Origin of the sequence: Advenella mimigardefordensis DPN7, assembly GCF_000521505.1 — a bacterium.
In the GTDB taxonomy this organism is placed as follows: domain Bacteria; phylum Pseudomonadota; class Gammaproteobacteria; order Burkholderiales; family Burkholderiaceae_B; genus Advenella; species Advenella mimigardefordensis.
In genome coordinates, this window is sequence record NZ_CP003915.1 from 3394636 (window position 1) to 3418923 (window position 24288).

The 24288-nt window shown below is 54.6% G+C and carries 27 protein-coding genes, 1 other RNA gene and 1 pseudogene; 16 read left to right on the plus strand and 13 right to left on the minus strand.

The genetic code is table 11. The features are described from left to right. Window positions 1–61: 61 nt before the first annotated feature. Window positions 62–871 carry a methylamine utilization protein MauF gene (locus MIM_RS15665; RefSeq protein ID WP_281177995.1) on the minus strand — a complete coding sequence of 270 codons (810 nt, stop codon included), beginning with the start codon at window positions 869–871 and terminating at the stop codon, window positions 62–64. Between the two features lie 277 nt (window positions 872–1148). Here MIM_RS15665 and MIM_RS15670 point away from each other — a divergent pair, with 277 nt between their 5' ends. Genes MIM_RS15670 through napH form a run of 3 tightly spaced genes read left to right on the plus strand, consistent with a single transcriptional unit; the run spans window position 1149 to window position 3755 of the window. Continuing rightward, on the plus strand, window positions 1149–2156 hold the full coding sequence (locus MIM_RS15670; protein ID WP_025373702.1) for a helix-turn-helix domain-containing protein: 1008 nt from the start codon (window positions 1149–1151) through the stop codon (window positions 2154–2156). A 25-nt stretch (window positions 2157–2181) separates the two neighbouring features. Further along, a complete protein-coding gene (gene napG, locus MIM_RS15675; protein ID WP_025373703.1) occupies window positions 2182–2862 on the plus strand; it encodes a ferredoxin-type protein NapG in 681 nt (226 codons plus the stop codon). Window positions 2863–2864: 2 nt separating this feature from the next. Continuing rightward, on the plus strand, window positions 2865–3755 hold the full coding sequence (napH, locus tag MIM_RS15680) for a quinol dehydrogenase ferredoxin subunit NapH (protein WP_025373704.1): 891 nt from the start codon (window positions 2865–2867) through the stop codon (window positions 3753–3755). A gap of 121 nt (window positions 3756–3876) precedes the next feature. On the opposite strand, the gene azu is transcribed toward napH, so the two are convergent. Beyond that, complete coding sequence (gene azu / locus MIM_RS15685; protein ID WP_025373705.1) at window positions 3877–4326, minus strand: azurin; 450 nt, start codon at window positions 4324–4326, stop codon at window positions 3877–3879. Between the two features lie 188 nt (window positions 4327–4514). Continuing rightward, window positions 4515–4991: an Lrp/AsnC family transcriptional regulator gene (locus MIM_RS15690; RefSeq protein WP_025373706.1), complete on the minus strand. Its 477-nt coding sequence runs from the start codon at window positions 4989–4991 to the stop codon at window positions 4515–4517. Between the two features lie 138 nt (window positions 4992–5129). Here MIM_RS15690 and hppD point away from each other — a divergent pair, with 138 nt between their 5' ends. Next, complete coding sequence (hppD, locus tag MIM_RS15695; RefSeq protein ID WP_025373707.1) at window positions 5130–6245, plus strand: 4-hydroxyphenylpyruvate dioxygenase; 1116 nt, start codon at window positions 5130–5132, stop codon at window positions 6243–6245. Between the two features lie 163 nt (window positions 6246–6408). On the opposite strand, the gene msrA is transcribed toward hppD, so the two are convergent. Next, window positions 6409–6945: a peptide-methionine (S)-S-oxide reductase MsrA gene (msrA, locus tag MIM_RS15700; RefSeq protein ID WP_245592755.1), complete on the minus strand. Its 537-nt coding sequence runs from the start codon at window positions 6943–6945 to the stop codon at window positions 6409–6411. A 197-nt stretch (window positions 6946–7142) separates the two neighbouring features. Then, window positions 7143–7463, minus strand: coding sequence for a c-type cytochrome (locus MIM_RS15705; protein WP_407638167.1), 321 nt, complete (start codon window positions 7461–7463; stop codon window positions 7143–7145). Between the two features lie 148 nt (window positions 7464–7611). On the opposite strand from MIM_RS15705, the gene lgt reads away from it, so the two are divergent. Then, complete coding sequence (gene lgt, locus MIM_RS15710) at window positions 7612–8406, plus strand: prolipoprotein diacylglyceryl transferase (RefSeq protein ID WP_025373710.1); 795 nt, start codon at window positions 7612–7614, stop codon at window positions 8404–8406. Here the strand turns inward: lgt and MIM_RS15715 are convergent. From MIM_RS15715 to MIM_RS15725, 4 genes are all read right to left on the minus strand, one after another. Continuing rightward, window positions 8363–9202, minus strand: a complete 840-nt coding sequence (locus tag MIM_RS15715) for an SIMPL domain-containing protein (RefSeq protein WP_025373711.1) — start codon at window positions 9200–9202, stop codon at window positions 8363–8365. The two genes, lgt and MIM_RS15715, sit on opposite strands and share 44 nt — an antisense overlap. Window positions 9203–9223: 21 nt before the next feature. Next, window positions 9224–9405, minus strand: a non-coding RNA gene (gene ssrS, locus MIM_RS22595) — 6S RNA. 53 nt (window positions 9406–9458) lie between these two features. Continuing rightward, on the minus strand, window positions 9459–9773 hold the full coding sequence (locus tag MIM_RS15720; protein ID WP_025373712.1) for a cell division protein ZapA: 315 nt from the start codon (window positions 9771–9773) through the stop codon (window positions 9459–9461). Continuing rightward, window positions 9773–10186 carry a hypothetical protein gene (locus MIM_RS15725; RefSeq protein ID WP_025373713.1) on the minus strand — a complete coding sequence of 138 codons (414 nt, stop codon included), beginning with the start codon at window positions 10184–10186 and terminating at the stop codon, window positions 9773–9775. The genes MIM_RS15720 and MIM_RS15725 overlap by 1 nt, the downstream gene beginning before the upstream one ends. Before the next feature lie 172 nt (window positions 10187–10358). Between MIM_RS15725 and MIM_RS15730 the strand changes: the two genes are divergently transcribed. Further along, complete coding sequence (locus tag MIM_RS15730; protein WP_025373714.1) at window positions 10359–11270, plus strand: NAD(P)-dependent oxidoreductase; 912 nt, start codon at window positions 10359–10361, stop codon at window positions 11268–11270. A gap of 564 nt (window positions 11271–11834) precedes the next feature. Here the strand turns inward: MIM_RS15730 and MIM_RS22600 are convergent. Further along, window positions 11835–12386: pseudogene (locus MIM_RS22600) on the minus strand (RNA pyrophosphohydrolase); the annotation flags it as partial. A gap of 63 nt (window positions 12387–12449) precedes the next feature. On the opposite strand from MIM_RS22600, the gene MIM_RS15740 reads away from it, so the two are divergent. From MIM_RS15740 to MIM_RS15785, 10 genes are all read left to right on the plus strand, one after another. After that, complete coding sequence (locus MIM_RS15740) at window positions 12450–14192, plus strand: proline--tRNA ligase (protein ID WP_025373716.1); 1743 nt, start codon at window positions 12450–12452, stop codon at window positions 14190–14192. Window positions 14193–14248: 56 nt separating this feature from the next. Next, window positions 14249–14659: a tol-pal system-associated acyl-CoA thioesterase gene (gene ybgC, locus MIM_RS15745; RefSeq protein ID WP_025373717.1), complete on the plus strand. Its 411-nt coding sequence runs from the start codon at window positions 14249–14251 to the stop codon at window positions 14657–14659. A gap of 5 nt (window positions 14660–14664) precedes the next feature. Then, the gene (gene tolQ / locus MIM_RS15750) at window positions 14665–15348 is read left to right on the plus strand and encodes a protein TolQ (RefSeq protein ID WP_025373718.1); all 684 of its coding nucleotides are present in this window, start codon (window positions 14665–14667) and stop codon (window positions 15346–15348) included. Beyond that, window positions 15348–15788, plus strand: coding sequence for an ExbD/TolR family protein (locus tag MIM_RS15755; RefSeq protein ID WP_025373719.1), 441 nt, complete (start codon window positions 15348–15350; stop codon window positions 15786–15788). Before tolQ ends, MIM_RS15755 begins: the two co-directional genes overlap by 1 nt. 40 nt (window positions 15789–15828) lie before the next feature. Next, window positions 15829–17043 carry a cell envelope integrity protein TolA gene (tolA, locus tag MIM_RS15760; protein ID WP_025373720.1) on the plus strand — a complete coding sequence of 405 codons (1215 nt, stop codon included), beginning with the start codon at window positions 15829–15831 and terminating at the stop codon, window positions 17041–17043. 121 nt (window positions 17044–17164) lie between these two features. After that, window positions 17165–18445, plus strand: coding sequence for a Tol-Pal system beta propeller repeat protein TolB (tolB, locus tag MIM_RS15765; RefSeq protein WP_025373721.1), 1281 nt, complete (start codon window positions 17165–17167; stop codon window positions 18443–18445). Window positions 18446–18477: 32 nt separating this feature from the next. Further along, window positions 18478–18960: a peptidoglycan-associated lipoprotein Pal gene (pal, locus tag MIM_RS15770; RefSeq protein WP_025373722.1), complete on the plus strand. Its 483-nt coding sequence runs from the start codon at window positions 18478–18480 to the stop codon at window positions 18958–18960. Window positions 18961–19036: 76 nt separating this feature from the next. Next, on the plus strand, window positions 19037–19717 hold the full coding sequence (ybgF, locus tag MIM_RS15775; RefSeq protein WP_025373723.1) for a tol-pal system protein YbgF: 681 nt from the start codon (window positions 19037–19039) through the stop codon (window positions 19715–19717). A 119-nt stretch (window positions 19718–19836) separates the two neighbouring features. After that, complete coding sequence (locus MIM_RS15780; protein WP_158318744.1) at window positions 19837–20616, plus strand: alpha/beta fold hydrolase; 780 nt, start codon at window positions 19837–19839, stop codon at window positions 20614–20616. A 4-nt stretch (window positions 20617–20620) separates the two neighbouring features. Further along, on the plus strand, window positions 20621–22009 hold the full coding sequence (locus MIM_RS15785) for a chloride channel protein (RefSeq protein WP_025373725.1): 1389 nt from the start codon (window positions 20621–20623) through the stop codon (window positions 22007–22009). Here the strand turns inward: MIM_RS15785 and MIM_RS15790 are convergent. From MIM_RS15790 to MIM_RS15800, 3 genes are all read right to left on the minus strand, one after another. Next, window positions 22003–22545: a copper chaperone PCu(A)C gene (locus MIM_RS15790; RefSeq protein WP_025373726.1), complete on the minus strand. Its 543-nt coding sequence runs from the start codon at window positions 22543–22545 to the stop codon at window positions 22003–22005. The genes MIM_RS15785 and MIM_RS15790 overlap by 7 nt on opposite strands. 137 nt (window positions 22546–22682) lie before the next feature. Next, a complete protein-coding gene (locus MIM_RS15795) occupies window positions 22683–23372 on the minus strand; it encodes a glutathione S-transferase family protein (protein WP_025373727.1) in 690 nt (229 codons plus the stop codon). A 167-nt stretch (window positions 23373–23539) separates the two neighbouring features. Beyond that, a complete protein-coding gene (locus tag MIM_RS15800; RefSeq protein ID WP_025373728.1) occupies window positions 23540–24118 on the minus strand; it encodes a DJ-1/PfpI family protein in 579 nt (192 codons plus the stop codon). Window positions 24119–24288: the final 170 nt, after the last annotated feature.

Consider the following 24288-nt stretch of genomic DNA (forward strand, 5'->3'; position numbering starts at 1 on the left):
GCCCCCTTACACCAAACACACGATCAGCGCCGCAGCTCCTGCCGTGATCAACAGAAAACCATCAGCGGTTACCGCCCTTTCCTGATATGTGGCCAAAAAACCCTGTACACGACGATCGCTTACCGGCAATAGATTGACCAACATGGGTAAAAAAGCGACCGGCATTAAATACGCACACCGTTGCAATAGCAAATGCAATATCACCGCTGAGCGCCGCCGCCAGCGTGACGATGTAAAGAATCGGCGTCTGTACATACGTGGAATAATTGGTGCCCAATGCAAAGCCATATAGCAGCCCGATAACCCAGGAGCGAAAGCGAAAACGCGCATCATGGGGCACCTGCGCCCGGCGCTGCGGATAGGGCATGCGCAGGAAATCGAATTGATGCGCACCGTAGCAGAACGCCAACAGGGCGAGCGCAATCGCTCCAGGCACCAGCAGACTGCCGGCTGATAAGAGCGCACCCACACCGCCCAGCAGTGCCCCCAGCAACAGCGCCCCGGCAAGATAACCGAGCGCATGCATCAGGATGGTTGGCAGCCAGGCCAGCACACTGCGCGCGCTATAGCTTCCCTGAGGGCGCAGCAAACTCAGGCTCGAATAGCCGCAAGGCGACCAGGTGGAAAGCAGTCCGCCGCAAAAAGCCAGTGGCCACAAGATCAGCGTGAGTGCCTGAGCCGGTGAACCCGACGCCTGAAGATCCAGGCCGGTACCGATTACTGCGCCAGCGCTCAGCGCCAGCACAATCAGCAACAATCGGGCTTGCCACGATTGTGATTGTGCAAATGAAATGCAATCGAGCACGCGCTCCGTTGATTCGACTGGATGCAAGCCTGAAGACGCAGTTGCACCCTGGTTTGTGTTTATCATCTGTAGTCCCTCCATCACATTTGTAATAATTTCAAATTGCTTGCGATGAAGATTAGCGTTACGCAGGATGAATCAATAGCACTTATCGGCATCTGTCGATTACGGGTTTACCCTTGTCGAAAAAAAATGCACAGGCTGGCAATATCAGGGAGACATATGGATTGCCGATTTTTACTATTGCATCTATAGAAAACGGCCTATGCTCAGGCTGAATAATACCGGTCAGCATCCGCGCAAAAGACGCGACACGACCATAAGGGGACTGGAGGATGAGACAATGGCTACACCGGATCAGGGACGCTCTGTCGGCAGACAGGTGCTCCCCGCTAATTCCATGTCGGCAGTAAGGCTGCGCAATAACGATGTCTTGCAGCAGGCGCAGGCGCTGCCTTTCTGGTCACAGGACTATACCCAATTGTCACCGGGCAGTTTTCAAGGTGAAGTTGACAGCATTGCGACTCGCGGTATCCAGCTGTTTCGGGAGTCCATGACCTGTTCGGTGGATGAGCTGGCCAATGCGCCGGCCAACGCCTACGTCATCGGTATTGCCGGCAAGGTGACCGGCGATTCCCACTGGGGCTCGGTCGCACTGGCGGAGAACGCGCTCATTACGCTGGATAAAAATGCCGAATTGATTTTCCGCACTTCGCATCAATCGGAAATTTCGGTGGCGGTCATCAATACAGAGCGTCTGGATGACTATGCCGAACAGGTCCTCGGCGTTGATTTGCGATGCGTATTCGGAAAGATACGGCCGGTAGAACGACTGGACCAGGCGCGCGCAGATTCAATGCGCAGAATGTTCAATGATTTCTTTTTGCATCTGCCCCCGATAGCGCGAATTACACCGAATCACGCGGCCTGGAATCACTTCGAAGACGAGATCATGACCGAATGCGTACAGGCGCTGGCGTCGGTCAAACCTCTGACACAACGCGCCACCGATATCCGGATCCACCGTTATCTGGTCAACCGGGTTCGCGAACGCACACTGGCGTCACCGCTCTGCCCTCCAAGCATTGGCGAGCTGTGCCGTGAGCTCAATGTCAGTCGCCGCACCCTGAACCACGCATTCATGCGGGTGCTGGGCATTACACCCATCGCTTACATTCGCAATATCAGACTCAACCGCGTCCGCGCGGATCTTCAGACATGCAAGCTATCAGGCAATTCCATTGCAGATATCGCCATTCATTGGGGATTCTGGCATATGAGCCTGTTTTCTCGCTATTACAAGGGCCTGTTCGGCGAGCTGCCGTCCGAAACACGCAGCCGTCACGCGTGAATGAGGCCTTTTTCGGGAGCCGCCCATGGGTCAGGAAAAACCGTCAGATACGACACGCATTTCGGAAAAACGCCGTGACCTGCTGAAGACGTCGGTACGCGCGGCCGGCGCGCTGGGCGTGACATGGCTCGCTCTGGATACTGCGGCCGACGCTGCTTCAGAGGCCGAGCCGCAAGCGTTGCGACCACCCGGCGCGCTGGACGAAGCGGCCTTTTTGTCTGCCTGTGTACGTTGTGGTCTGTGTGTCCGGGCCTGCCCTTATGACATTCTCTCACTAGCCACCCTGGACGGTCCGGCCCAGGTCGGCACGCCCTACTTTATTGCGCGAGACGATCCGTGCCGAATGTGCAAAGACATCCCCTGTGCGAAAGCCTGTCCCACCGGCGCACTCGACAGCGATATGGCACATATCGAAGAAGCCGACATGGGCGTGGCGGTACTGGTGGGGCACGAAACCTGTCTGAACTACAAGGGACTCAATTGCAGTATTTGCTATCGGGTCTGCCCCGTTCGCGGCGAAGCCATTACGCTGGAAACCCATCAGATTAACGGTCAGCAGCGCATTATCCCGACCGTTCACTCCGATGCATGCACGGGCTGCGGCACCTGTGAAAAGCATTGTGTGATCAGGGAAGCGGCAATACGTGTCCTGCCTCGCAAGCTGGGGCTGGGACAGGAAGGCAGAAACCCATCAGGACGATTGTAATAATGACAACGGTGATGGCGGGTAAATCCATGAAGAAAAAGGAACGTACCGGCTGGCGCTCCTGGCGATGGCTGATAGCCCGGCGTACGGTTCAATTGCTCCTGCTGTTCGCGTTCATGGCGGGCCCCTGGCTGGGATGGCGCATCGCCCAGGGTAATTTCGCATCCAGTGAATGGTTCGGCGTACTCGATCTGTCAGATCCCTATATTCTGCTGCAATCACTGCTGGCGGGCCACGCCGTTTCCAGCGTCGCCATAGTCGGCGCTCTTCTGATCGTGCTGTTTTACTTAGTCGTTGGCGGTCGTAGCTATTGCAGCTGGTTATGCCCGGTCAACATCGTCACCGATGCCGCCCTGTGGTTACGCGACCGCCTGGGAATCAAACGCGACCGCGCCTTCAATAAGCAAACGCGCCTTGTCATTCTCGGCGCTACCCTGATAGCCAGCGTAACCACAAGTGTGATTGCCTGGGAAATCATCAATCCGGTCACTATCCTGCAACGCGGACTGATATTCGGCATGGGCCTGGGATGGGCTGTAATCGCCGGCGTATTCCTGTTCGATCTATTGATTACCCGCCATGGTTGGTGCGGATACCTGTGCCCGGTGGGCGCCTTCTATGGCACCATTGGACGATTCAGCCGGGTCCGGGTGCGGGCGACCCATCGCGACGCCTGTGAACAATGCGGCGCCTGTCTGAGAAAATGCCCCGAACCGCATGTCATTGGTCCGGCCCTGCGCGGTGAAGCCAATGCATTTGTGATATCGGGCGATTGCATCAATTGCGGCGCCTGCATCGACCACTGCCCCAATGATGTCTTCGAAATGAGCTTTCGTCCGCTGACATGGCCAACGACCAGTCGACCAGACCTGGATGCAACCACACCACCATAAAAAACAGCCGGATACCTGGGCCCCGGCGCCCGGTATCCGGCCGCAAGGACAATCTGCAACCGGTTTTTTATATGTTCTGACTATTTTCCTGTGATTCTGACCCTTTTTTCTGGCCGGTCCCTTATGCCTCCAGCTTGAGGGTGCCGCGCATCATGCTCCAATGCCCCGGATAAGAACAAATAAAGGTATAGGATTCGCCAGCCTTGAGCTTGCTGGCGGTGATGGTCGTATCTGCGCTTTCTCCGCCACCGATCAGGGCTGTCTTGGCAATAATACGTTCATCGTCAGGCTTGAGAAAATCATTCTCACGACCCGCTGCCTGGCCTTCCTTAATGATGGCATCAATTTCACTGCTTTTGCCCAGCACCCAATTGTGCCCCATGGCCGTTTTGGGCATATGTCCGGTATGCTTGAGCGTAACCTTGAATGTCTCGCAGGATTTGGGAACGCTGATAGAGCGCTCGCTAAAACGCATGGTATCACCGGATTCGACGGTGATTTCACACGATTGCGCCCAGCAAAGGAATGGACTGGCTGACAACAGCATGGCACATACAAATTGAGATTTCATTCATGTCTCCTGAGTAATTTGAAGACATTTTCACACCTCTATGCGCTTTCCCATATCAAAAAACGGCAGTACATGCTCATGGCTATATCATAGCCATGACAGGGCAAAACACATGCACATGGCGCCGCTACCGCTTGCACAATGGCACTGCGGCACCATAGCGCCGTCCCACACAGTGACGCAGGACATTACACCTGCAGCGCCCCGCTTTCCTTGATTTTCCCCAATGCAAAGCTTGATCTCATATCGACCACAGACGGATGTTGCATCAATACGTTCATGGCAAAGGCAGAAAACGCGGCCAGGTCCTGCACCTGCACACGCAACAAATAATCCATATCACCCGACATGGAATGGCACTCGACGACTTCGGGCCACAGCTGAACATCACGATTGAAATCCTGCATGGGCGCATGGCTGGAGCCGCTGTGTTTGTTGAGCCGAATGGATACAAATGCAATCAGGCCGCGCCCGATTTTGTCGGCATCCACCCGGGCGGTGTATCCTTTGATATAGCCCTCTTCTTCCAGCCGCTTGACACGGCGCAAACAGGGGCTGGGAGAAAGCGCTATTTTATCTGCCAGATCCTGGTTGCTGAGCCGGCCATTTGTCTGCAAAAGGTTAAGAATTTGCCGGTCTGTTTTATCCAGTGTGTTTATTGACATAATCTTTCCTAAAAATAACTAAAAATAAAATAACAATGCCAGATTATTAGATTTTGCAGCATTTTTTGCAATCGTCTGCTACGCCCTTTTGCTTAGAATAGACGTTTTATCAGAACAAAAAATTTCAGGAGCAATGTTATGTCTGCAACAACATTTACCCCTTGGGACAACCCGATGGGCACAAACGGCTTTGAATTTGTTGAATATACTGCACCCGACCCCGTTGCGCTCGGAAAAGTATTTGAAACCCTGGGTTTTAAAGCAATTGCCCGGCACCGTCACAAAGACGTGACGCTCTACCGCCAGGGCGAAATCAATTTTCTGATCAATGCCGAGAAAGACTCTTTTGCCCAGCGCTTTGCCCGTCTGCATGGCCCCTCCATCTGTGCCATTGCATTCCGGGTCGATGACGCCACCAAGGCGTATCGGCGCGCGCTCGAACTGGGCGCCTGGGGTTTTGACTCCGGCAGCGGCCCGATGGAACTGAATATTCCGGCCATCAAGGGCATCGGAGACTCACTTATCTATCTGGTAGACCGCTGGAAAGGCAAAAATGGTACCGGCGGTATTGGTGACATCAGCATCTATGACGTGGATTTTGTGGCGATTGATCCGTCTACTGCCGAAGAAGACTCGAACTATAAGGGCGCGGGGCTGGAGCTGATTGATCACCTTACTCACAACGTTCACAAGGGCCGTATGGCCGAATGGGCCGAGTTTTACGAACGCCTGTTCAACTTCCGGGAAGTGCGCTACTTCGATATTGAAGGCAAGGTAACCGGTGTCAAATCCAAGGCCATGACCTCGCCTTGCGGCAAGATCCGCATCCCCATCAATGAAGAAGGCACCGAAGAAAAAGGACAGATTCAGGAATATCTTGATATGTATCGCGGTGAGGGTATCCAGCATATCGCTCTGGGCACCAATACGATTTATGACACCATCGAAAACCTGCGCACCCGCCAGTTGCGTTTTCTGGATACACCCGACACCTACTACGAACTGCTTGACACCCGCCTGCCCAATCACGGTGAAGATGTCGAGCGCCTTAAGAAAAACCGCATTCTGCTTGACGGTGGGCCAAACAATGACCTGCTGCTGCAAATTTTCACCGAAAACCAGATCGGTCCGATTTTCTTTGAGATCATTCAACGCAAGGGCAATGAAGGGTTTGGTGAAGGCAACTTCAAGGCGCTGTTCGAATCCATCGAGCTGGATCAGATGCGTCGCGGGGTTGTGCGCGCCGTAGAGTAATCTGCCACTGCTGTATGTACTGTCGCCGAATGCGCTGCTACAGCCTATTGGACGAAACCGCTGTGTTCTGCCAGACCGAACACAGCGGTTTTTTGTTTGCGCCGGAGCGCTGCTTTGATCCCCTTCGCGCGGTCATGCACTGACAGGATCATCTGCACTATTCTTAACTTTTAAGCTTATCAGAATACCGCTTTTTAAATTTCTCCACTTTTGGCGAAATCACAAATGCGCAGTAAGACTGGTTTGGATGCTGAATGAAATAATCGTCGTGATAGCTTTCTGCCGGCCAGAATGGCGCAGCCGGCAGCAATTTGGTTACGATAGGGTCAGCAAAATCGGCCTGTCTGGCGTTAATAACCTGCGTGGCCGTTTCTTTCTGCACATCTGTCTGCCAGAAAATGGCAGAGGCATACTGCGGGCCCACATCGTTACCCTGACGGTCGGGCGTGGTCGGATCATGCGTATCAAAGAAAATATCCAGCAGATCCTGATAACTAATGATGGCCGGATCAAACTCAATCTGCACCACTTCTATGTGACCCGTGTCCTTGCCACAGACCTGTTCATAACTCGGATTCTGTACATGGCCGCCGCTATAGCCCGATTGCACGGAAATAACGCCCTGCAACTGCTGGAATACGGCCTCTGAACACCAGAAGCAGCCACTGCCCAATACTGCGATTTCAGTTTGATTTGTCAACTTACTCACCTTCAAGATAATTCGTCCGCCAGGTTTTTTCCTGACGGTACGACTGCAGCCAATGCCGGAACCCCAGCCGACAATACTCTGGAAAACGATCAATAGCCCGTCATGCTCTGTGCAACCGTCCTATGCCACAACAGTATCATGGTACATAACAACAAAAGCCCAAAGCAGTCGCATCGCAGGCATCAGCACTATTTTGCCGGACTGGCAAGCGACAGAATCCAGGCAGCCAGCGCAGTGGCCTCTTCTTCCGTTACCTGAGGCTGTGCCGGCATAGGCACAGCACCCCAGCGACCACGCCCGCCATGACGAATGCTATTAGCCAGATATTCAACCATAGGCTGCCCGCCTGCCTTGTATCTGTCGGCCACGGCCACAAACGGCGGGCCTACGCGACGGCTGTCCACCTGGTGACAGCCCATACAGATCTTAGCCCTGGCCAGTTGCGGCCCGTCAGTCAGCGTTTGCGCCCGGGCTGGTGTGATGTTAACTGCAGCAATGCTAACTGCAATTATTGCCAGACTGGCGACAAGCTTTTTCCCTGACACGACGATAGCCTTTTAAAAATTAACAATTAACTTGTGTCTATTTTACCCGACCACACACAAAGCGTTGGTCGCGCCTTTATACTTTCCATTTCATTGTCGCATTTTGGTATTTATGATCGCTTACCCACAATTTAATCCGATTGCACTTGAAATCGGCCCGCTCAAAATCCACTGGTACGGTCTGATGTATGTGGCCGCGTTTGCCCTGCTCTGGATTCTCGGCAAGTATCGGATCAAAAAAGGCATGATACGGCTCACTGTCTCCGAATTTGAAGATCTGATCTTCTACGGTGTCATGGGGGTGGTGGCGGGCGGACGTCTGGGTTACGTTCTGTTTTATCAGCCGTCTTATTACTTCGCCAATCCGCTGCATATCTTTTCGGTCTGGGATGGTGGCATGTCATTTCATGGCGGACTGATCGGCGTGCTGGTTGTACTTTTCATTTACGCGTACAAAAAAGGCATGACATTTTTCGAAGTGGCAGACTTTATCGCCCCACTGGTGCCGCCAGGTCTGGCCATGGGCCGCATCGGCAATTTCATTAATGGCGAACTGTGGGGACGCCCTTCGGATCTGCCCTGGGCCATGATCTTTCCCCAGGGCGGCCCCATTGCCCGCCACCCCTCCCAGCTGTATGAAATGCTGGCCGAAGGGGTGATCCTGTTTGCGGTGGTATGGATATTCTCGTCCAGGAAACGCTGGGTCGGGCAAACCAGCGGCGTGTTTATGACTGGCTATGGCCTGGCCCGGTTCCTGGTGGAGTACACACGTGAACCAGATAGTTTCCTGGGCACGTTGAGTCTGGGGCTGTCCATGGGTCAGTGGCTGTCACTGCCCATGATTCTGGCGGGCATAGGAATCTTTATTTGGGCAACAAAAAGATCTCTCCCTCCATCGACAGTGTGACCGTTTCCTTGCCGGCCTCAATAGCAGGGCCGGCCTTGGCGGCGCTCATTGCCATCATGCGTGGCTGGTAGCTTTCGGGTTGGCCCACATCACCCAGCCGCAACGACTTGATGCGATAACCGCCAAACTCCAGCGCTGCCACTGCCTCCTGTGCCCGGGTTTTGAAGGCCTTGGTGGTTGCAGCAAGCAGGCGCTTTTCAATGGTCTCGCGGGCTTCGCGTGAGAGGGTGAACCGAATCCCGTCCAATGCCATCTGTTCATCCACATCGGCCGCAAACTGGCTGGCCTTTTCCATGTTCTTTGAAGTAATGAGCAATTCGCCACGCGCGACCCAGGTACCGCCCGCATCCTCGCCTTTGCCATCACCCGCGGCATTGGCAGCCCGCGTACCCGCTGCCGCAGGCTGAACCGGCCGATTATTATCCCGCTCAAACCACACCTGATAGGAACCCGTGCGCACTTCAAGGTCCTTGTCCGCCTTGGCTTTATCGCGAACTTTATTCATGGCTTCATTGACGCTGCGCGACAGTTCGACCTGATTGTCGCCCCGAACTTCTTTATTCAGCGTCAGCGTAACGGTATCCTGAGCCACGGTTTCGGAAGCCGATGCGCTCAGCGCCAGCGTCGGCTCTGATGCTGTTGCACCGGCAGGACTTGTTGTGGCCGGCTGAGCCTGTACCGCAACAGCGGGCAGGGCGACGGCGCCAACCGTGAGCATGGCGATCAGCGTCGCTTTGGATAACAATGTGTGGGGAAAGGTGCGCGGCATACGGGCCTCCAAAAAAAAACGAGCCATGACAGCTCGTTTCATAGGGATAATGGCCCCGCTTGTATCGTCTAGGCTGGCACCTCGAACCCTTCAGTTCAAAGTTGGTTACCTTCAACAGAGCGTCGGGTTCATCTGACAAGAGACGATCACACCAACTCTGTAATCCGGCGACCGATGCCATAAGCATAGGTAAGAGATGTAAAGCCAAGTCACGAATACAGCAGGGACAAACTGTTAGGGTTAACTGTACAGAAAAATCAATAGAAGTTAAACCCTGAATTCTTTAAAGTTTTTTCAGATCATTAAGACCGGAATCCAGCAACGCATTGAGTTCCTCTATTTTACTCTTGAATTGCCCATATTGCATACCGCCGAAGCCCTCATCGGCAGATTTAACAGAGAGCAAATCCGATGCCATCTGAATACACGCCATGACCGCAATGCGTTCATTACTGGCAGAGGTCATGCCGCCGGAACCCTTGATTTTCAGCATAAGCTGATCGGCAAGTTTAACAGCGGACAGCAGTTTTTGCTTTTCTTCAGGATTACACGCCAGGGAAAAATCGCGCCCCAAAATAGAGACATCTATGCGTTCCATCAATTTACTCCTTCTGACGCATTGCCCGGCAGGTTGGCCAGTACACGTTCCACTTTTTCACGCGCGGTTCTGGCGCTTTCTTTCAGGGCATTGGCTTCGTTCTTGGCCGTCGCCAGTTGCTGCTTGACGCTTTGCAGTTCAGCAGTGGTGCCTTCCAGCGTCTGCCGCAATTGAACGTTCTCGGCCTGGGCCTGTTCCCGGATACCATTGACTTCGGTCTCGTGATTGGCCAGACGTTCGCTGATAGACTTGAATTCGCCTTCCCGCTGTTGCAGCTGGCTTTGCAGCTCTGCCCGTCCGCCTTCAGCCTGTTTGAGTCTGGTCGCCAGAGATTCCTGTTCGGACGCAAGCTGTTTCGTAAGCTGAACCAGCTGCCCGATACGGACAGCAACTTGATCTAAATCCTGAAGCATAGTGATATCACGTTCTCAAAAATATGCGGGCACGCTTACGATGCAGTGCACACGGATTTAATTAAATGAGATTGAATTTTACCTGTTCTGAGCCATATTTCCAAAAAATAGACACAAACAGGTACTATTTACGTTCTATTACCATTCACTTCCAACTCCTTCAGGTGCACACATGGCTTCAATTACAGACAAACAGTACGATCAGGTTCCGGCAAAAAAAGTTGCATTTATCGGCTTGGGGGTAATGGGCTTTCCAATGGCAGGACATCTGGCCCGTGCCGGTCATGACGTCACCGTCTACAACCGTACCGCCAGCAAGAGTGCCGACTGGGTCAGCGAATTTGGCGGCAACAGTGCCCCAACACCAGCCAAAGCCGCCGAAGGTGCGGACATCGTCTTTTGCTGTGTCGGTAACGATAACGACCTGCGCAGTGTCACTACCGGTGCAGATGGTGCCTTTCATGGGATGAAACAGAACGCCGTTTTTGTTGATCACACCACAGCGTCAGCCGATGTGGCGCGCGAACTGGCCGCGGCTGCCCGTGAAGGTCAATTCAATTTTATTGATGCACCTGTCTCCGGTGGTCAGGCCGGCGCGGTCGGCGGCGTGCTTACCATTATGTGCGGTGGCGAGCCCGAGGTTTTTGAACGTATCAAACCCGTAGCCGGTCACTTTGCACGGGCCGTCACGCTCCTGGGCGAACATGGTGCCGGCCAGCTGGCCAAAATGGTCAACCAGATTTGTATTGCCGGGCTGGTGCAGGGGCTGTCTGAAGCCATTGCCTTCGGCTTGCGTGCCAACCTGGATATGAATGCCGTGCTGGACGTTATCAGCAAAGGTGCCGCCCAGAGCTGGCAAATGGAAAACCGCGGCAAAACCATGGTAGAAGGCAAATTCGACTTCGGTTTCGCAGTAGACTGGATGCGCAAGGACCTCGGGCTGGTGCTGGATGAAGCCAAACGCAACGGTGCGCTGCTGCCGGTCACTGCCGTGGTTGACCAGTTCTATGCGGAAGTTCAGCAAAATGGCGGACAGCGTTTTGATACGTCCAGCCTCATCACCCGCCTCACACCACGTAAATAATACTGTTTTAACAACGTATCCGCCCCCCCTGCCGCAGTATCGGGCAGGACGGCGATAACACCAGGCCGGCGCTCAGTTGCGCCGCTTGTTTTTTATGTACGCCTCTTAATATTATGTACGCCTCTTAATATTATGTACGCCTCTTAATATTATGTACGGTGCATTAATGATATGGCACTTAAATGTTTAAGATATTTAAGCGCCATACCACCCGTCACCCGATCACTCACACCGATAAGTCAATAAGCCAATACGCCAATAACGATCACCAACGACTGTTCACTACCGCGTCACCGGCTGCGCCTTGCCTCTTTGGGCCTGCGGGTTGTTGTCCGACGCATGCACGCGGCCATTGCGAGCGTGACGGGCGACCTGCTTCTGCCCCGCCCCCTGCCCGGCGCGCGGGCCTTTCCCACCCTCAAAGCTGCGTTTGGTGCCCGGCTTGCCATTCGGACGGCCAGCCAGCGCAGGTTTGTTCCCTTTGGGAAGCTCAGCTCTGGCCTCGCCTGCAACAGACGCGTCCGCATCTGCAGGATTCGCTGCACGTCCGTTCCTGCCACCAGCGCCGTCTTTGCCGTGCGCTTTTTTACGCGGCACGGCGCCTGCGCCACTACGCTGCCTTAAAAAACGCGACTCCCCGTGCCGACGAAACAGGATATCCGACAGCTCCTGCAACGCGCGGTTGTACACGTCACGTTTAAATTCAATGACGACATCCAGCGGCACCCAGTACGTATGCCAGCGCCAGGCATCAAATTCGGGATGATGTGTTGCCCGCAGGCTCACATCGGCATCCTTGCCCACCAGGCGCAACAGGAACCAGATCTGTTTCTGTCCCTTATAATGCCCACGTGAGTCCCGTCTGACAAAATTATCGGGTACGTTGTAGCGTAACCAGTCTCGTGTTCGACCTAATATTCGTACATGCTCGGGTTTAAGACCCACTTCCTCCTGAAGCTCTCGATACATGGCCTGAACAGGCGTTTCGCCATATTTGATACCACCTTGCGGAAACTGCCAGGAATGTTCTCGAATTCTTTTACCCCAAAAGACCTCATTCTTCTGGTTTACGAGGATAATACCAACATTAGGACGGTAGCCTTCGCGATCAAGCATGCGGCCACTCCCATTTTTAAATACAATTGTCTTTGATTATACGTATCAATTGAACCGGTAGCCATGTTAGCCTCAAAATTTCACCTAAATACTTTAAAAGAAGCCCCTGCAGAAGCAGAAATCATCAGTCATCAGCTCATGACACGTGCCGGCATGATCCGCAAGCACGCCGGTGGTATCTACACTTATATGCCGCTGGCCCTCAAAACCCTGCGCAAGGTCGAGAACATCGTGCGCGACGAAATGAACCGTGCAGGCGCCATCGAGTTGCTCATGCCGGTGGTGCAACCAGCCGAGCTGTGGATGGAATCCGGCCGCTGGGTACAATACGGCGCTGAACTGCTGCGCATCAAGGACCGCCACCAGCGCGATTTCGTGCTTCAGCCTACTTCCGAAGAGGTCATCACCGACATCGCCCGCAACGAAATTCACAGCTGGCGCCAGTTGCCTGTCAACTTCTATCATATTCAGACCAAATTCCGCGACGAGCGCCGCCCCCGCTTTGGCCTGATGCGCGGTCGCGAATTCACCATGAAAGACGCGTACTCGTTTGACCGTGACGAAGCATCGGCTCAGGCCAGCTACGACGCCATGTACAACGCCTATGTGAACATTTTTTCTCGGCTGGGTCTGACCTTCCGCGCCGTCGCCGCCGACACCGGCTCCATTGGCGGTGACCGCAGCCATGAATTCCAGGTTATTGCCGATACCGGCGAAGACCTGATCGTCTACAACCCCGACTCTCAATACGCAGCCAACATTGAACTGGCCGATGCCCCCTGCCTGCTTGCGTCGCGTGCAGCCCCGGCCGAAGCATTAAGGGAAGTAGAAACACCCAATGCCAGCAAATGCGAAATCGTCGCAGAACAGTTGAATGTCAGCCTGGAAAAAACCGTCAAGGCGGTGGTCTTTATGACCACGCCGGCAGAAGGCCCCGGCCAGTTGTGGCTGCTGATGGTCCGTGGCGACCATGAAGTCAATGAAGTCAAAATCGGCAAACTGCCTGCATTCAAGGACGGCTACCGCATGGCAACCGAAGAGGAAATCATGGAGTACTTCGGCTCCAAACCCGGGTTTCTGGGACCGGTCAAAACCGTCAAACCCATCCATATGCTGGCCGACCGCACCGTTGCCAATATGGCCGATTTCATCTGTGGCGCCAATCGCGAAGACTATCACTTTGCAGGCGTAAACTGGGGCCGAGACCTGCCCGAACCCGAAGTGGCCGACCTGCGTAATGTGGTCGAAGGCGATCCGGCCACCGACGCTCCTGGCAAGCTGGCCATCCAGCGCGGTATCGAAGTGGGCCATGTGTTCTTTCTGGGCGACAAATATTCGGAAAAGCTCAAGGCCACATTCCTGAATGAACAGGGCAAGCCCGAGCCGCTGCAAATGGGCTGCTACGGTATCGGAATCAGCCGCATCATGGCCGCAGCCATTGAACAAAACCACGACGACAAGGGCATTATCTGGCCACTGGCCATGGCGCCGTTCGAAGTCGTCATCTGCCCTATCGGCTGGCACAAAAGCGAAGCCGTGCAGCAACAGGCTCAGCAACTCTACGATACCCTGCGCCAGGACGGCGTAGACGTCATTCTGGATGATCGCGATGTGCGCCCAGGCGTCATGTTTTCTGAATGGGAGCTGATAGGTGTTCCAATTCGTATCACAATTGGCGATCGCGGACTGAAAGATGGTATGGTGGAACTACAGGCGCGCAGTTGGCCAGAGGCGCGCAAGGTGCCTGTTGCAGAAATGTTAACAAGCATCAAATCCCTTTATAGCGAGCTGAAAAACACGTTATGATTTCGTGATTTTCTTGGGTTTTTACACTTTCCGGTTGTATTGCAAGGTCTGATTTGTTGGAAAATTATTTTCATTTTCCCGTTCGCGTTTATTACGAAGATACCGACGCGGGTGGCGTGGTGTTTTATGCCAATTACCTGAAGTTCTTCGAACGCGCCCGCACCGAGTGGCTACGCCACCTCGGGGTCAGTCAGACCGCGCTGGCAGGCAGTGAGCGACTGATATTCATCGTGGTCAACACGCAATTGCGCTATCGGTCACCCGCGCGGCTGGATGACCTGCTGGATATCAACAGCCGGATTACCAAAATGGGCGCCGCGTCCGTCCATTTTGAACAAGTAGCAGAACGCGATGGCACCCGACTGGTAGAAAGCCAGATTCAGGTATGCTGTGTAAATGCGGACACATTTCGTCCGGCTCCCATTCCAATGCCTATCCGACAACTATTTCCTTTCGTGCAGGACTAGATTTTATGCAACCTACCACCCCTGAAGAGATGTCGATTATCTCGCTGATCATCAACGCGAGCTTACCCGTACAGATCATCATGCTGATTCTGGTGATCATTTCGGTTCTATCCTGGACCTATATCATCAGCAAGCGCATCGCGCTCAAGCGCGCACGCAATCAGACTCGGGATTTTGAAGATTCGTTCTGGAAAGGCGGCGACCTCACTACCCTGCATCAGTCCATTGCCCAGAACAGCGAACAGGAAGGCCCGCTGGCACGCATTTTTGAAGCCGGCATGGATGAATTCCTCAAGGCACGCCGCAACGGTGTCAAGGAAGTCAATGCCCTGCTCGAAGGCCCGAACCGGGCCATGCGCGCGACCTATCAGCGCGAACTCGATGCCATGGACTCCAATCTGAACTTTCTGGCCTCTGCCGGCTCGGTCAGCCCCTACATCGGTCTGCTGGGTACTGTCTGGGGGATTATGCACTCGTTCATCGGCCTGTCCGGCACTGCCCAGGCAACACTGGCTGCGGTTGCCCCTGGTATCGCCGAAGCCCTGATCGCAACGGCTATTGGTCTTTTCGCCGCGATTCCTGCCGTATTGGCGTACAACCATTTTTCGAATGATATCGACAAACTGGCCAGCCGCTTCGACAGTTTTATTGATGAATTTCTGAATATTTTGCAACGCCAGGTTCGCTAATGGCCAGAATACAAAACCGCCGCGGTCGCGGGCGCCGCCTGAAAAACGAGATGAACGTCGTGCCGTATATCGACGTGATGCTTGTCTTGCTGGTCATCTTCATGGTGACCGCACCCATGATCACGCCCGGGCTGATCAATCTGCCCTCGGTCGGTCAGGCGTCGGCCGTGCCGGCCACCCCGGTAGAAGTTGAAATGTCCGAGAACGGCGAAATAAAAGTGCGTCAGCGCACCGCCGGCAAGAACTTTCAAACCATAGACAAAGCCAATATTGTGGAAGAAGTCAAAGCACTGGTTGAACCCGACAGTCCGGTGGTGATTGCGGCCGACGGCAAAGTGCCTTATGAAGAAGTCATGAAGGTAATGGACACGCTGCGCAGCAGCGGACTGACCCGCCTGGGCCTGCTGGTTAACCAGAAATCCACCGACGGCAAAAAGTAAGCATCACCGCCCACTTTCATCGTCATCACATCTCAATTGCATGAAGCACTTCGAAAATCCTAACGAATTTTATGATGAAGAAGATAATCGCAAAGGCCTGATCGGCGCGATTATCCTTCATGCTTTGTTAGTGATCGCGCTGATCGCCGGGCTGTTTCAGGCCACCGAAGCGCCAACCGGTCCTGTGCAGCTGGAATTGTGGACGGAAGGCGAAAACCAGGTGCTGCAACCGCCTGCGCAAACACGCACGCCAGACCCTGCCGAAGAAGACACACAGAACGACGAAGAGGAAGCCGCCTCGCCACCACCACCGCCTTCGCGAGCGGCAGCAGCGGCCGCTGCTGCTGCGGCTGCACAACGAGCACGCGCCCAGCAGGCGGATCCAACCCCCAGCGATCAGGAAGATCCTGATATCGCACTGGAAAAGAAACGCAAGGAAGAGGCCCAGAAAAAGGCCAAAGAATTAGCCGACGCCAAAGCCCGCGCCCAGCAGGAAGCCAGGGAAGCGGCCAAAGCCCAGGAGCAGGCTAAACGCGAGGCAGAACAGGAAGCCAAAGCAGAGGCAGAAGCACAAGCCAGAGAACAGGCTAAAGCAGAAGCACAGGCCAAAGCTGAGGCTCAGGCGAAGGCTGCCGCACAGGCAAAAGCGCGGGCGGACGCGAAAGCGAAGGCCGATGCCAAAGCCCGTGCCGAAGCCCAGGCGCGTGAAGAAGCTGAAGCTAAAGAAAAAGCACAGGAAGAAGCAGCGGCCAAAGCGAAAGCAGCCGCCGACGCGAAAGCCAAAGCGGCGGCCGAGGCCAAGGCAAAAGCGGCTGCTGAAGCCAAAGAGAAAGCCGCTGCAAAAGCCAAGGCCGATGCCCGTAAAGCAGCACAGGCCAAGGCAAAAGCCGAATCCAAAGGCGATGCCCTGCGTGCCGCCATGCGTGGCGATGTCAGCAGCACCGCCGGCATTCGCGGCGGTCAGAGTGATCGTAATCAAGTCGGCGGCGGCGGTGGCAACTCCGGCTACGCACGACGCGTACAACAGTGTGTTGAACCACGTCTGCGATTCAGTGGCAATCAGCGCCTGCAGGTAACCTATCGCGTCGACTTCGACAGCAGTTTTACGCCAACCGGTGCCAAAATTCTGGTGCGGTCAGGCAATCCGGCCTTTGACCGCGCGGTGCAGGCAGCTCTCATGGCCTGCAAACCGTTCCCCAAACCGCCAGGTGGTGATTCTTACGTGACCGGTCCATATCGTTACAACCCGAATTAATCGCTGCGAGAACGGCCGGGCCGATCGAAAAAACGTGAAACAACATTTGCCTGCTATACCTCGGTAAAGCGGGCTTTATTGATACACTGTCGTTATTACATTCTGTAAGGAGACCGCAGTCATGACTGCCTCAACCAAAAAGGGAACTGCTGCCATTCCCGCCCGTTCTGTGCAGCGTTATGTCGGCATCTTGATGACCTGGGCACTCTTTGTCGCCGTCATGTTCTATTCCATCGCCCAGGCGCAGGTAAACGTAGAATTGCGCGGCTCCGGTTCTGCCAATAAATTTCCCATTGTTGTAGCCAACTTCGAAGGCCCTAATGGCGCAGAAATAGCCAATATCATTCGTGCCGACCTGACCCGTTCTGGCCAGTTCGACGTGAAAGACCTCGGCGGCGTTACACTGGGCGCCAACGGCACGCCCGACTGGGCAGCCATTTCGCAGACTGGCGGCACAACGGTTGCCTACGGTACCGTAAACGGCTCCAGCGTCGACTATCGCCTGGCTGATGCTGCGCAGCAGGCGCAACTGGACGCACAAAACATTTCCGAAGCACAAATGCGCCGTCTTGCCCATAAGGTAGCCGATGCCATTTACGAAAAAACAACAGGCGTTCGTGGTATTTTTGCAACGCGCATTGCCTATACTACCGGTCGTCAACTGGTCGTTGCAGACGCTGACGGAGAGGGTCGCAAAGTCGTCGCAAGCTCGTCCTCTTCACTCATTTCGCCGGCCTGGTCACCCGACGGTACACGCCTGGCTTATGTGAGTTTTGAAGGAGGCAAACCCATCGTTTACGTTCAGAATCTGAGTACCGGCGGACGCACGATAGCAGCCAACTTCAAGGGCAACAACAGCGCCCCTGCGTGGTCTCCGAACGGAAGTCAGCTTGCGGTGGCGCTCAGTCAGGGCGGGATATCGCAGATTTACCTGGTTAGCGCCGGTGGTGGTACGAGCCAGCAACGCCTGACCAATTCAGCAGAAATTGACACCGAACCCTTCTTCTTCCCGAATGGCAGTGGCATCGTTTTCACCAGTGACCGTGGTGGTAGCGCACAGGTATATCGCACCGGTTTAGGAGGGGGCGCTGCCAGTCGTCTGACCTTCAGTGGCTCACAAAATGTTTCGCCAAAAATTTCACCAGATGGGGCAAAACTGGTATATTCTAGCTTACGAGGTGGGTCATATGTTATTGCTATAAGTAGTCTTGGCTCTGGATCTGATCAGGTACTGACTTCTGGCGGCAATGATCTTTCTCCAAGTTTCGCACCTAACGGAATGCAAGTGCTCTACGCAGCAGGTGGCGGTCTCGGTATCGTCAATGCTGACGGTTCGTTCCAGGCCTCTATACCCTCGTCTGGCAATGTGACTGGTGCGGCTTGGGGGCCGTTTACAAAATAAGTTTATTTTTGACTTTGATAAAGGAAATTACCATGGGTTCTCGCATTGCAAAAACACTTGCCATTGCTAGTTTGGCTGCCACACTGGCAGCGTGTAGCTCTACTCCTGTAGACGGCACTGCTGGAGCTGGAACAGGCACATCCAACGCCGTTATGGATCCATTCAACCCTAACAGCCCATTGGCACAGCAACGCTCTGTTTACTTTGCCTACGACAGCTACACTGTTGAGCAGCAATACCAGCCCGTCGTTCAAATGCACGCTCAATACCTGGCGGCTAACGCCAACCAGCGCGTTCGTATCGAAGGTAACACCGATGCACGCGGCAGCGCCGAATACAACCTGGCACTGGGTCAGCGTCGTTCTGTTGCCGTTGCCAACCAGCTGACACAACAAGGTGTAAGTCCTAACCAGATCGAAGCGGTCAGCTTCGGTAAAGAGCGTCCAAAAGCAGAAGGCTCTACAGAAGAAGCCTATGCTGAAAACCGTCGCGCAGACATTAACTATCAGCGTTAATCCTGCTTTGTAGGTTATGCTCACTGCGCCGCAAACGGTTCTGCCGTTGCGGCGTTGCTGTTTTAACGGAGTCCACATGAAACTGAAGAAATCACATTCCCTGCTCATTGCCTCATCTGCCCTTGTACTCAGCCTGGGTGCCAATCACGCATATGCGTTTGAAGACGAAGATGCTCGGCGTGCCATTCTTGATCTGCGCTCTCAGTTAAGACAAGCCCAGCAGAACAATATGGATCTGAACAATAAGATCAATAATCTGCAACAACAAATATCACAGCTGCGCGGCAGTATTGAAACCGCCAATCATCAGACGCGCATGGCCCAGCAATCCAGCCAGCAGGATGCCAATCCCGATGTGCCTCCGTCACAGCAAGTCGGTGATCCGAATGAGCAGCAGAACTACGATAATGCCCTGGACCTGTTCCGCCAGGGCAATTACGCAGAAGCCAGCACAGCGCTGAACCGTTTTGCTCAGCAGTATCCGAACAGCCCGCTAACACCCAGCGCGCGCTTCTACGAAGGTAGCAGCCGCTACGCGAACAAAGATTTCAACGGCTCGATCCAGGGACTGCAGGCCATGGTCGCCGCTTATCCCCGTGACCAGAAAGCCGGCGATGCATTGCTTGTGATTGCCGGCAGTCAGGTAGAATTGAATAACATTGCCGGTGCGAAAGCGACCTTGCAGCGCGTGGTAAATGAATACCCGAATACCCCTGCTGCCGATACCGCCCGCAACCGCCTGGAGCTATTCCGCTAAGTCCGGGCCCAGACTCCGTTTTTACCAAAAGGCATCCGGAAGTCACAGGATGCCTTTTTTATTTAATGACGATGCAAAACGATTATCCGCAACATACGCTAGCTTTAGCCACCGCGCCTATGACCTACCAGGACGTAGGGGAGTCACCCACCTGTCTGTTGCTGGTGCACGGTTCACTGTGCGATTCTCGCTTCTGGCGCTGGCAATTGCCGGATTTGTCGGCTGCTGTGCGCGTCGTCGCACCCAGCCTGCCCGCTTATATTCCTGCACCCTCTGCACCATCGGGCGCGGACGCGCAATTTTCCATTAGCCAGCATACGACCGATATGTTTGCATTAATGGACCATTTGGGCATTAATCACTTTGCTGTCCTGGGTCACTCCCGCGGCGGACGAATCGCCGCTGAAATGGCGTGCCGACGGCCCGATCGCGTGACGCATCTGCTGCTGGCCGATCCCGGCCTGGGCTCTGTGCTGCCCGAAGACAGCATGCCCGCGCTCCCCTACCGCGACCTGGCGCTGGCGGCATACGAGCAGGGCAATACCGATGCCGCGCTGGAAATATTTATTGATGGCGTCAGCGGTGCCGGCACCTGGAAACGCATGGTGTCATGGTTCAAGGCGATGACCCGGGACCAGGCAGGTACGTTGCCACTCATTATCCGCGAACCGCTATACGAGCTGAACCCGTCCCGGATCAATGAATACGGCATTCCCGTGACATTGATTGGCGGCTCGGACAGTCCACCGCCGTTTCCCGCCATTATAGAGGCGCTACAACACCAGTTCGATCACTTCAAGAGCCATACCCTGACACCGGCATCACACGGTCTGAACCTGGCGTTGCCTCACGCTTTCAACCAGATCGTTATCCAGGAACTTATTCCCAAAGCACCATAATCGCATGCATTCTCCAGCGCCCAGAATCCGCCGCTCAGTTCAGCGAAAAACCAGACAGGCTTTACGCCTGTCCAAGAAATCTTTACAGCTGATTCTGATGCTTGGCGGTGCCGCCCTCGTCGCCCTGGTTTCCATTGGCTTTGCAATGATGGCAGATTACGCATTGGAGAAAAATCGCGAATGGACACGCGCGTATCCTTATCTGATCTGGCTGATTATGCCACTGGCCTTTGTATTTTTGCGCTGGTGCGTCTTGCGTTTCGCCCCCTACTCCGCCGGCAGCGGCATACCGCAAGTGATTGCCAGTCTGTCACTGCATAACGACTCACCTGGCAGGCTGCGCCTGGTTTCGCTGGCGCAGGCCATCTGGAAAATCCCCCTCACCTTCCTGGGTCTGCTGGCCGGCGCATCCATTGGCCGCGAAGGCCCCTCTGTACAAATCGGCGCAGCTGCGATGCTGGCCTGGGGGCAGTGGTGCCAGCGTATCGGCTTACCGCTTAAGGGATTCAATACGCGCGAGTGGATTGCAGCCGGCGCCGCCGGCGGACTGGCCGCCGCCTTCAACGCACCGCTTTCCGGTGTAATTTTTGCTATCGAAGAGATCGGCAAAGGGCTGGACCTGCGCTGGCAACGACTAGTATTGCTGGGCGTACTGGCCGCCGGCTTCATCGTTGTGGCCCTGAGCGGCGACAATCCTTATTTCGGCACCTTCCATTCGTCTCCGCTGCAGGAAAAAATGCTGCTCTGGGCAGTCATTTGCGCCGGGGTCTGTGGTGTTGCCGGCGGTATTTTCGCACGCCTGCTCAGCAAGGGGCTGGCCGGATGTATGCCCGCCGGTCTGCGCCATCACGTACGCAACCATCCCTTGTGGGTGGCCGCAGTAATGGGACTGGTTGTGGCCTTTCTGGGCTATCTGACCGCAGGTGGCGTATTCGGTACCAGCTACGATGTTGCCAAAAACGCGCTGATGATGCTGCCGCAGGACTCTGAGCATTTCAGCAGTGCCAAGCTGCTGGCCACTGTGGCCTCCTATTGGGCGGGCATTCCCGGTGGTATTTTTACACCTGCGCTAACGACGGGTGCGGGTATCGGTGTGGAGTTGGCCCATTCTTTCAATATGCCGCAAGCACAAAGTGTTTTTGTCCTGATTTGCATGGCCGCCTTTCTTGCCGCAGCCACGCAGTCGCCGGTCACCGCTTCGGTAATCGTCATGGAGATGTCGGGCAGTCAGGCCATGCTTTTCTGGATGTTGCTGGCCAGCCTGATTGCCACCGTTGTTTCCAGACAGATTTGTCCGCAAGCGTTTTATCATTTTTCTGCCGGACGTTTCCGGCAGCTGGCGCTGAGCGAAGATGCGCGACAGACAGCCGCGCCTGCCAGAACGGGTTACTGATCGCTGAACGTGCGTGCAGACGGCGATTTAAGCACGCACTGCACTGGAATCTTCTTGCCGGTACCAAGTTCGAAGTTCACCGTGATCTCCTGCCCTGCTTTCAGGCCTGCCTCAGGCTTTTCCAGCATCGCGTGGTAGGAACCCGGCTTGAACGACAGTGTTTGACCAGGCTCGATGGTAACATCCGGCACCATTGCCATGGCAGACATACCGTTTTTCTCAGTGGTTTCATGCAGCATGGTCATCCCGAAAGCATCGGTGTGAAGGCCCTTGAGCACAACAGGCTCAGCCTTATCCTCGTTATGCAGCACAAAGAATCCACCGGATGGCGCAACCTTGGGCAGCAGGCGGATCCAGCAATCCTGGACGCGCAACTTGTCAGAACCTTTCACTGTGCTGGGTGCCCGCTCAGCACCAGCATGCATTGCATGATGGCCATCGTGGCTGCTGCCCTGATGATGAGCCAGAGCCGGTGTGCCCAGCAAAGAAACAACCGTTGCACCCAGTACAGCACCAGCCAGAACTAATTTTTTCATCTTTCTTCCAAGCAAATAAATAACAAAGGTCCATATTACGACAGACAACCCGCCATGGCATACGTCCGGCCATGGTAAATACAAGCTGTTTGATTTAAATCAGACCATATGAATCAGGCAGACACGGCCCGACCCGATCACTGCTGCCGTTCATCACCAATGATATCACTGTAGCGCACAACGTCCTGCTCGTGCGCATCATCGGTATCACGTTCCTGCAATGCCTGTGCATACCATTGCTGCATGCCAGGCAGCGCCAGCATACGTGAAACGTATTCGGCCGCCGCCCCCTGCATGGGCAAATCATAGGTCTGGATCCGGAACACGACCGGCGCATACATGGCATCGACCGCAGTAAATGCAGCGCCACCCAGAAACGGCCCGCCGAAGCGCGCCAAACCCTGATTAAACAGCGTATTGACTCGTTCAATGTCCTGCTGCAACTCGGCTGTGACGGTTTTCGGTGTGGCACGCACCGCGCAGTTCATGGTGCAGCGTTCCCGCAAATGAGGAAATCCGGCATGCATTTCGCTGGATGCCGAACGCGCCCAGGCACGCGCAGCACGGTCTTCGGGCCAGACGCCGGCATGCGCCTCAGCCAGATATTCGGCGATGGCCAGACTATCCCAGACAATGGTTTGCCCATCCTGCAACACCGGTACCTTTGCGCTGGGCGAGAAGGCCAGATAGTTTTTTCGTTGCGCCTGTATATCGGCCTGAAACGGATGCATCTCTTCATGAAAGGCGATGTCCAGCTGACGCAGCAGAATCCACGGCCGCAGCGACCACGAAGAATAATTTTTATTGGCAATATGAAGGGTATACATGAAAATCAGACTCCAGACTGAACCATGTGAACGTGCTACTTCGGCACGCCACACAATACTTACAGCGCCGACACGCAGGTCGGAATGGCCTGCATACCGGGATTTTTAGCGGCGGTTTACCGCCGATTTAGCAGCGCCTGAATCAACGCCGACAGAACTGCATACGGTTACAGCGTGATGGTGGCACCCAGTGCCTTGATGAACTGAGACATCCATGCAGGATGAGCAGGCCATGCCGGCGCAGTGACCAAATGTCCGTCTGTTACGGCGCTATCTACCGCAATATCCTGATACTGACCGCCGGCCAGCGTCACCTCGGCGGCGCAAGCCGGATACGCGGAGCATTTTTTTCCTTTGATCACATCGGCGGCCGCCAGGATCTGGGCGCCGTGACAAACCGCTGCAATGGGTTTCTGCGCTGCATCGAATTCGCGCACAATTTCCAGCACGCGCGGCGTATTGCGCAGGTATTCCGGTGCCCGTCCGCCAGGGATCACCAGGCCCACATAGTCGCCGGTGTTAACCTGGGAAAAATCGTAATTGATCGCAAAATTGTGTCCGCGTTTTTCGGAGTACGTCTGGTCCCCTTCGAAATCGTGGATGGCCGTTGCGATTTTGTCGCCGACTTTTTTATCGGGACAAACAGCATGCACTTCGTAGCCGACGCCCAGCAGAAACTGGAACGGCACCATGGTTTCATAGTCTTCGGCAAAATCACCCACTAGCATCAGAATTTTTTTGGACATCGCAAACCTCCTGGTTATGTGAACGAATAATCATCATAGCGTGTTTCGATGTAAAAAATTATGATAATTTCATGAACCATCGGTTTAAATAGCCGTTCCATATTACTATTAGCTGACTGTTTTCAACGGTTTGCCCGCACTGCACGGCAGCCTCAATTGCTACCACATTA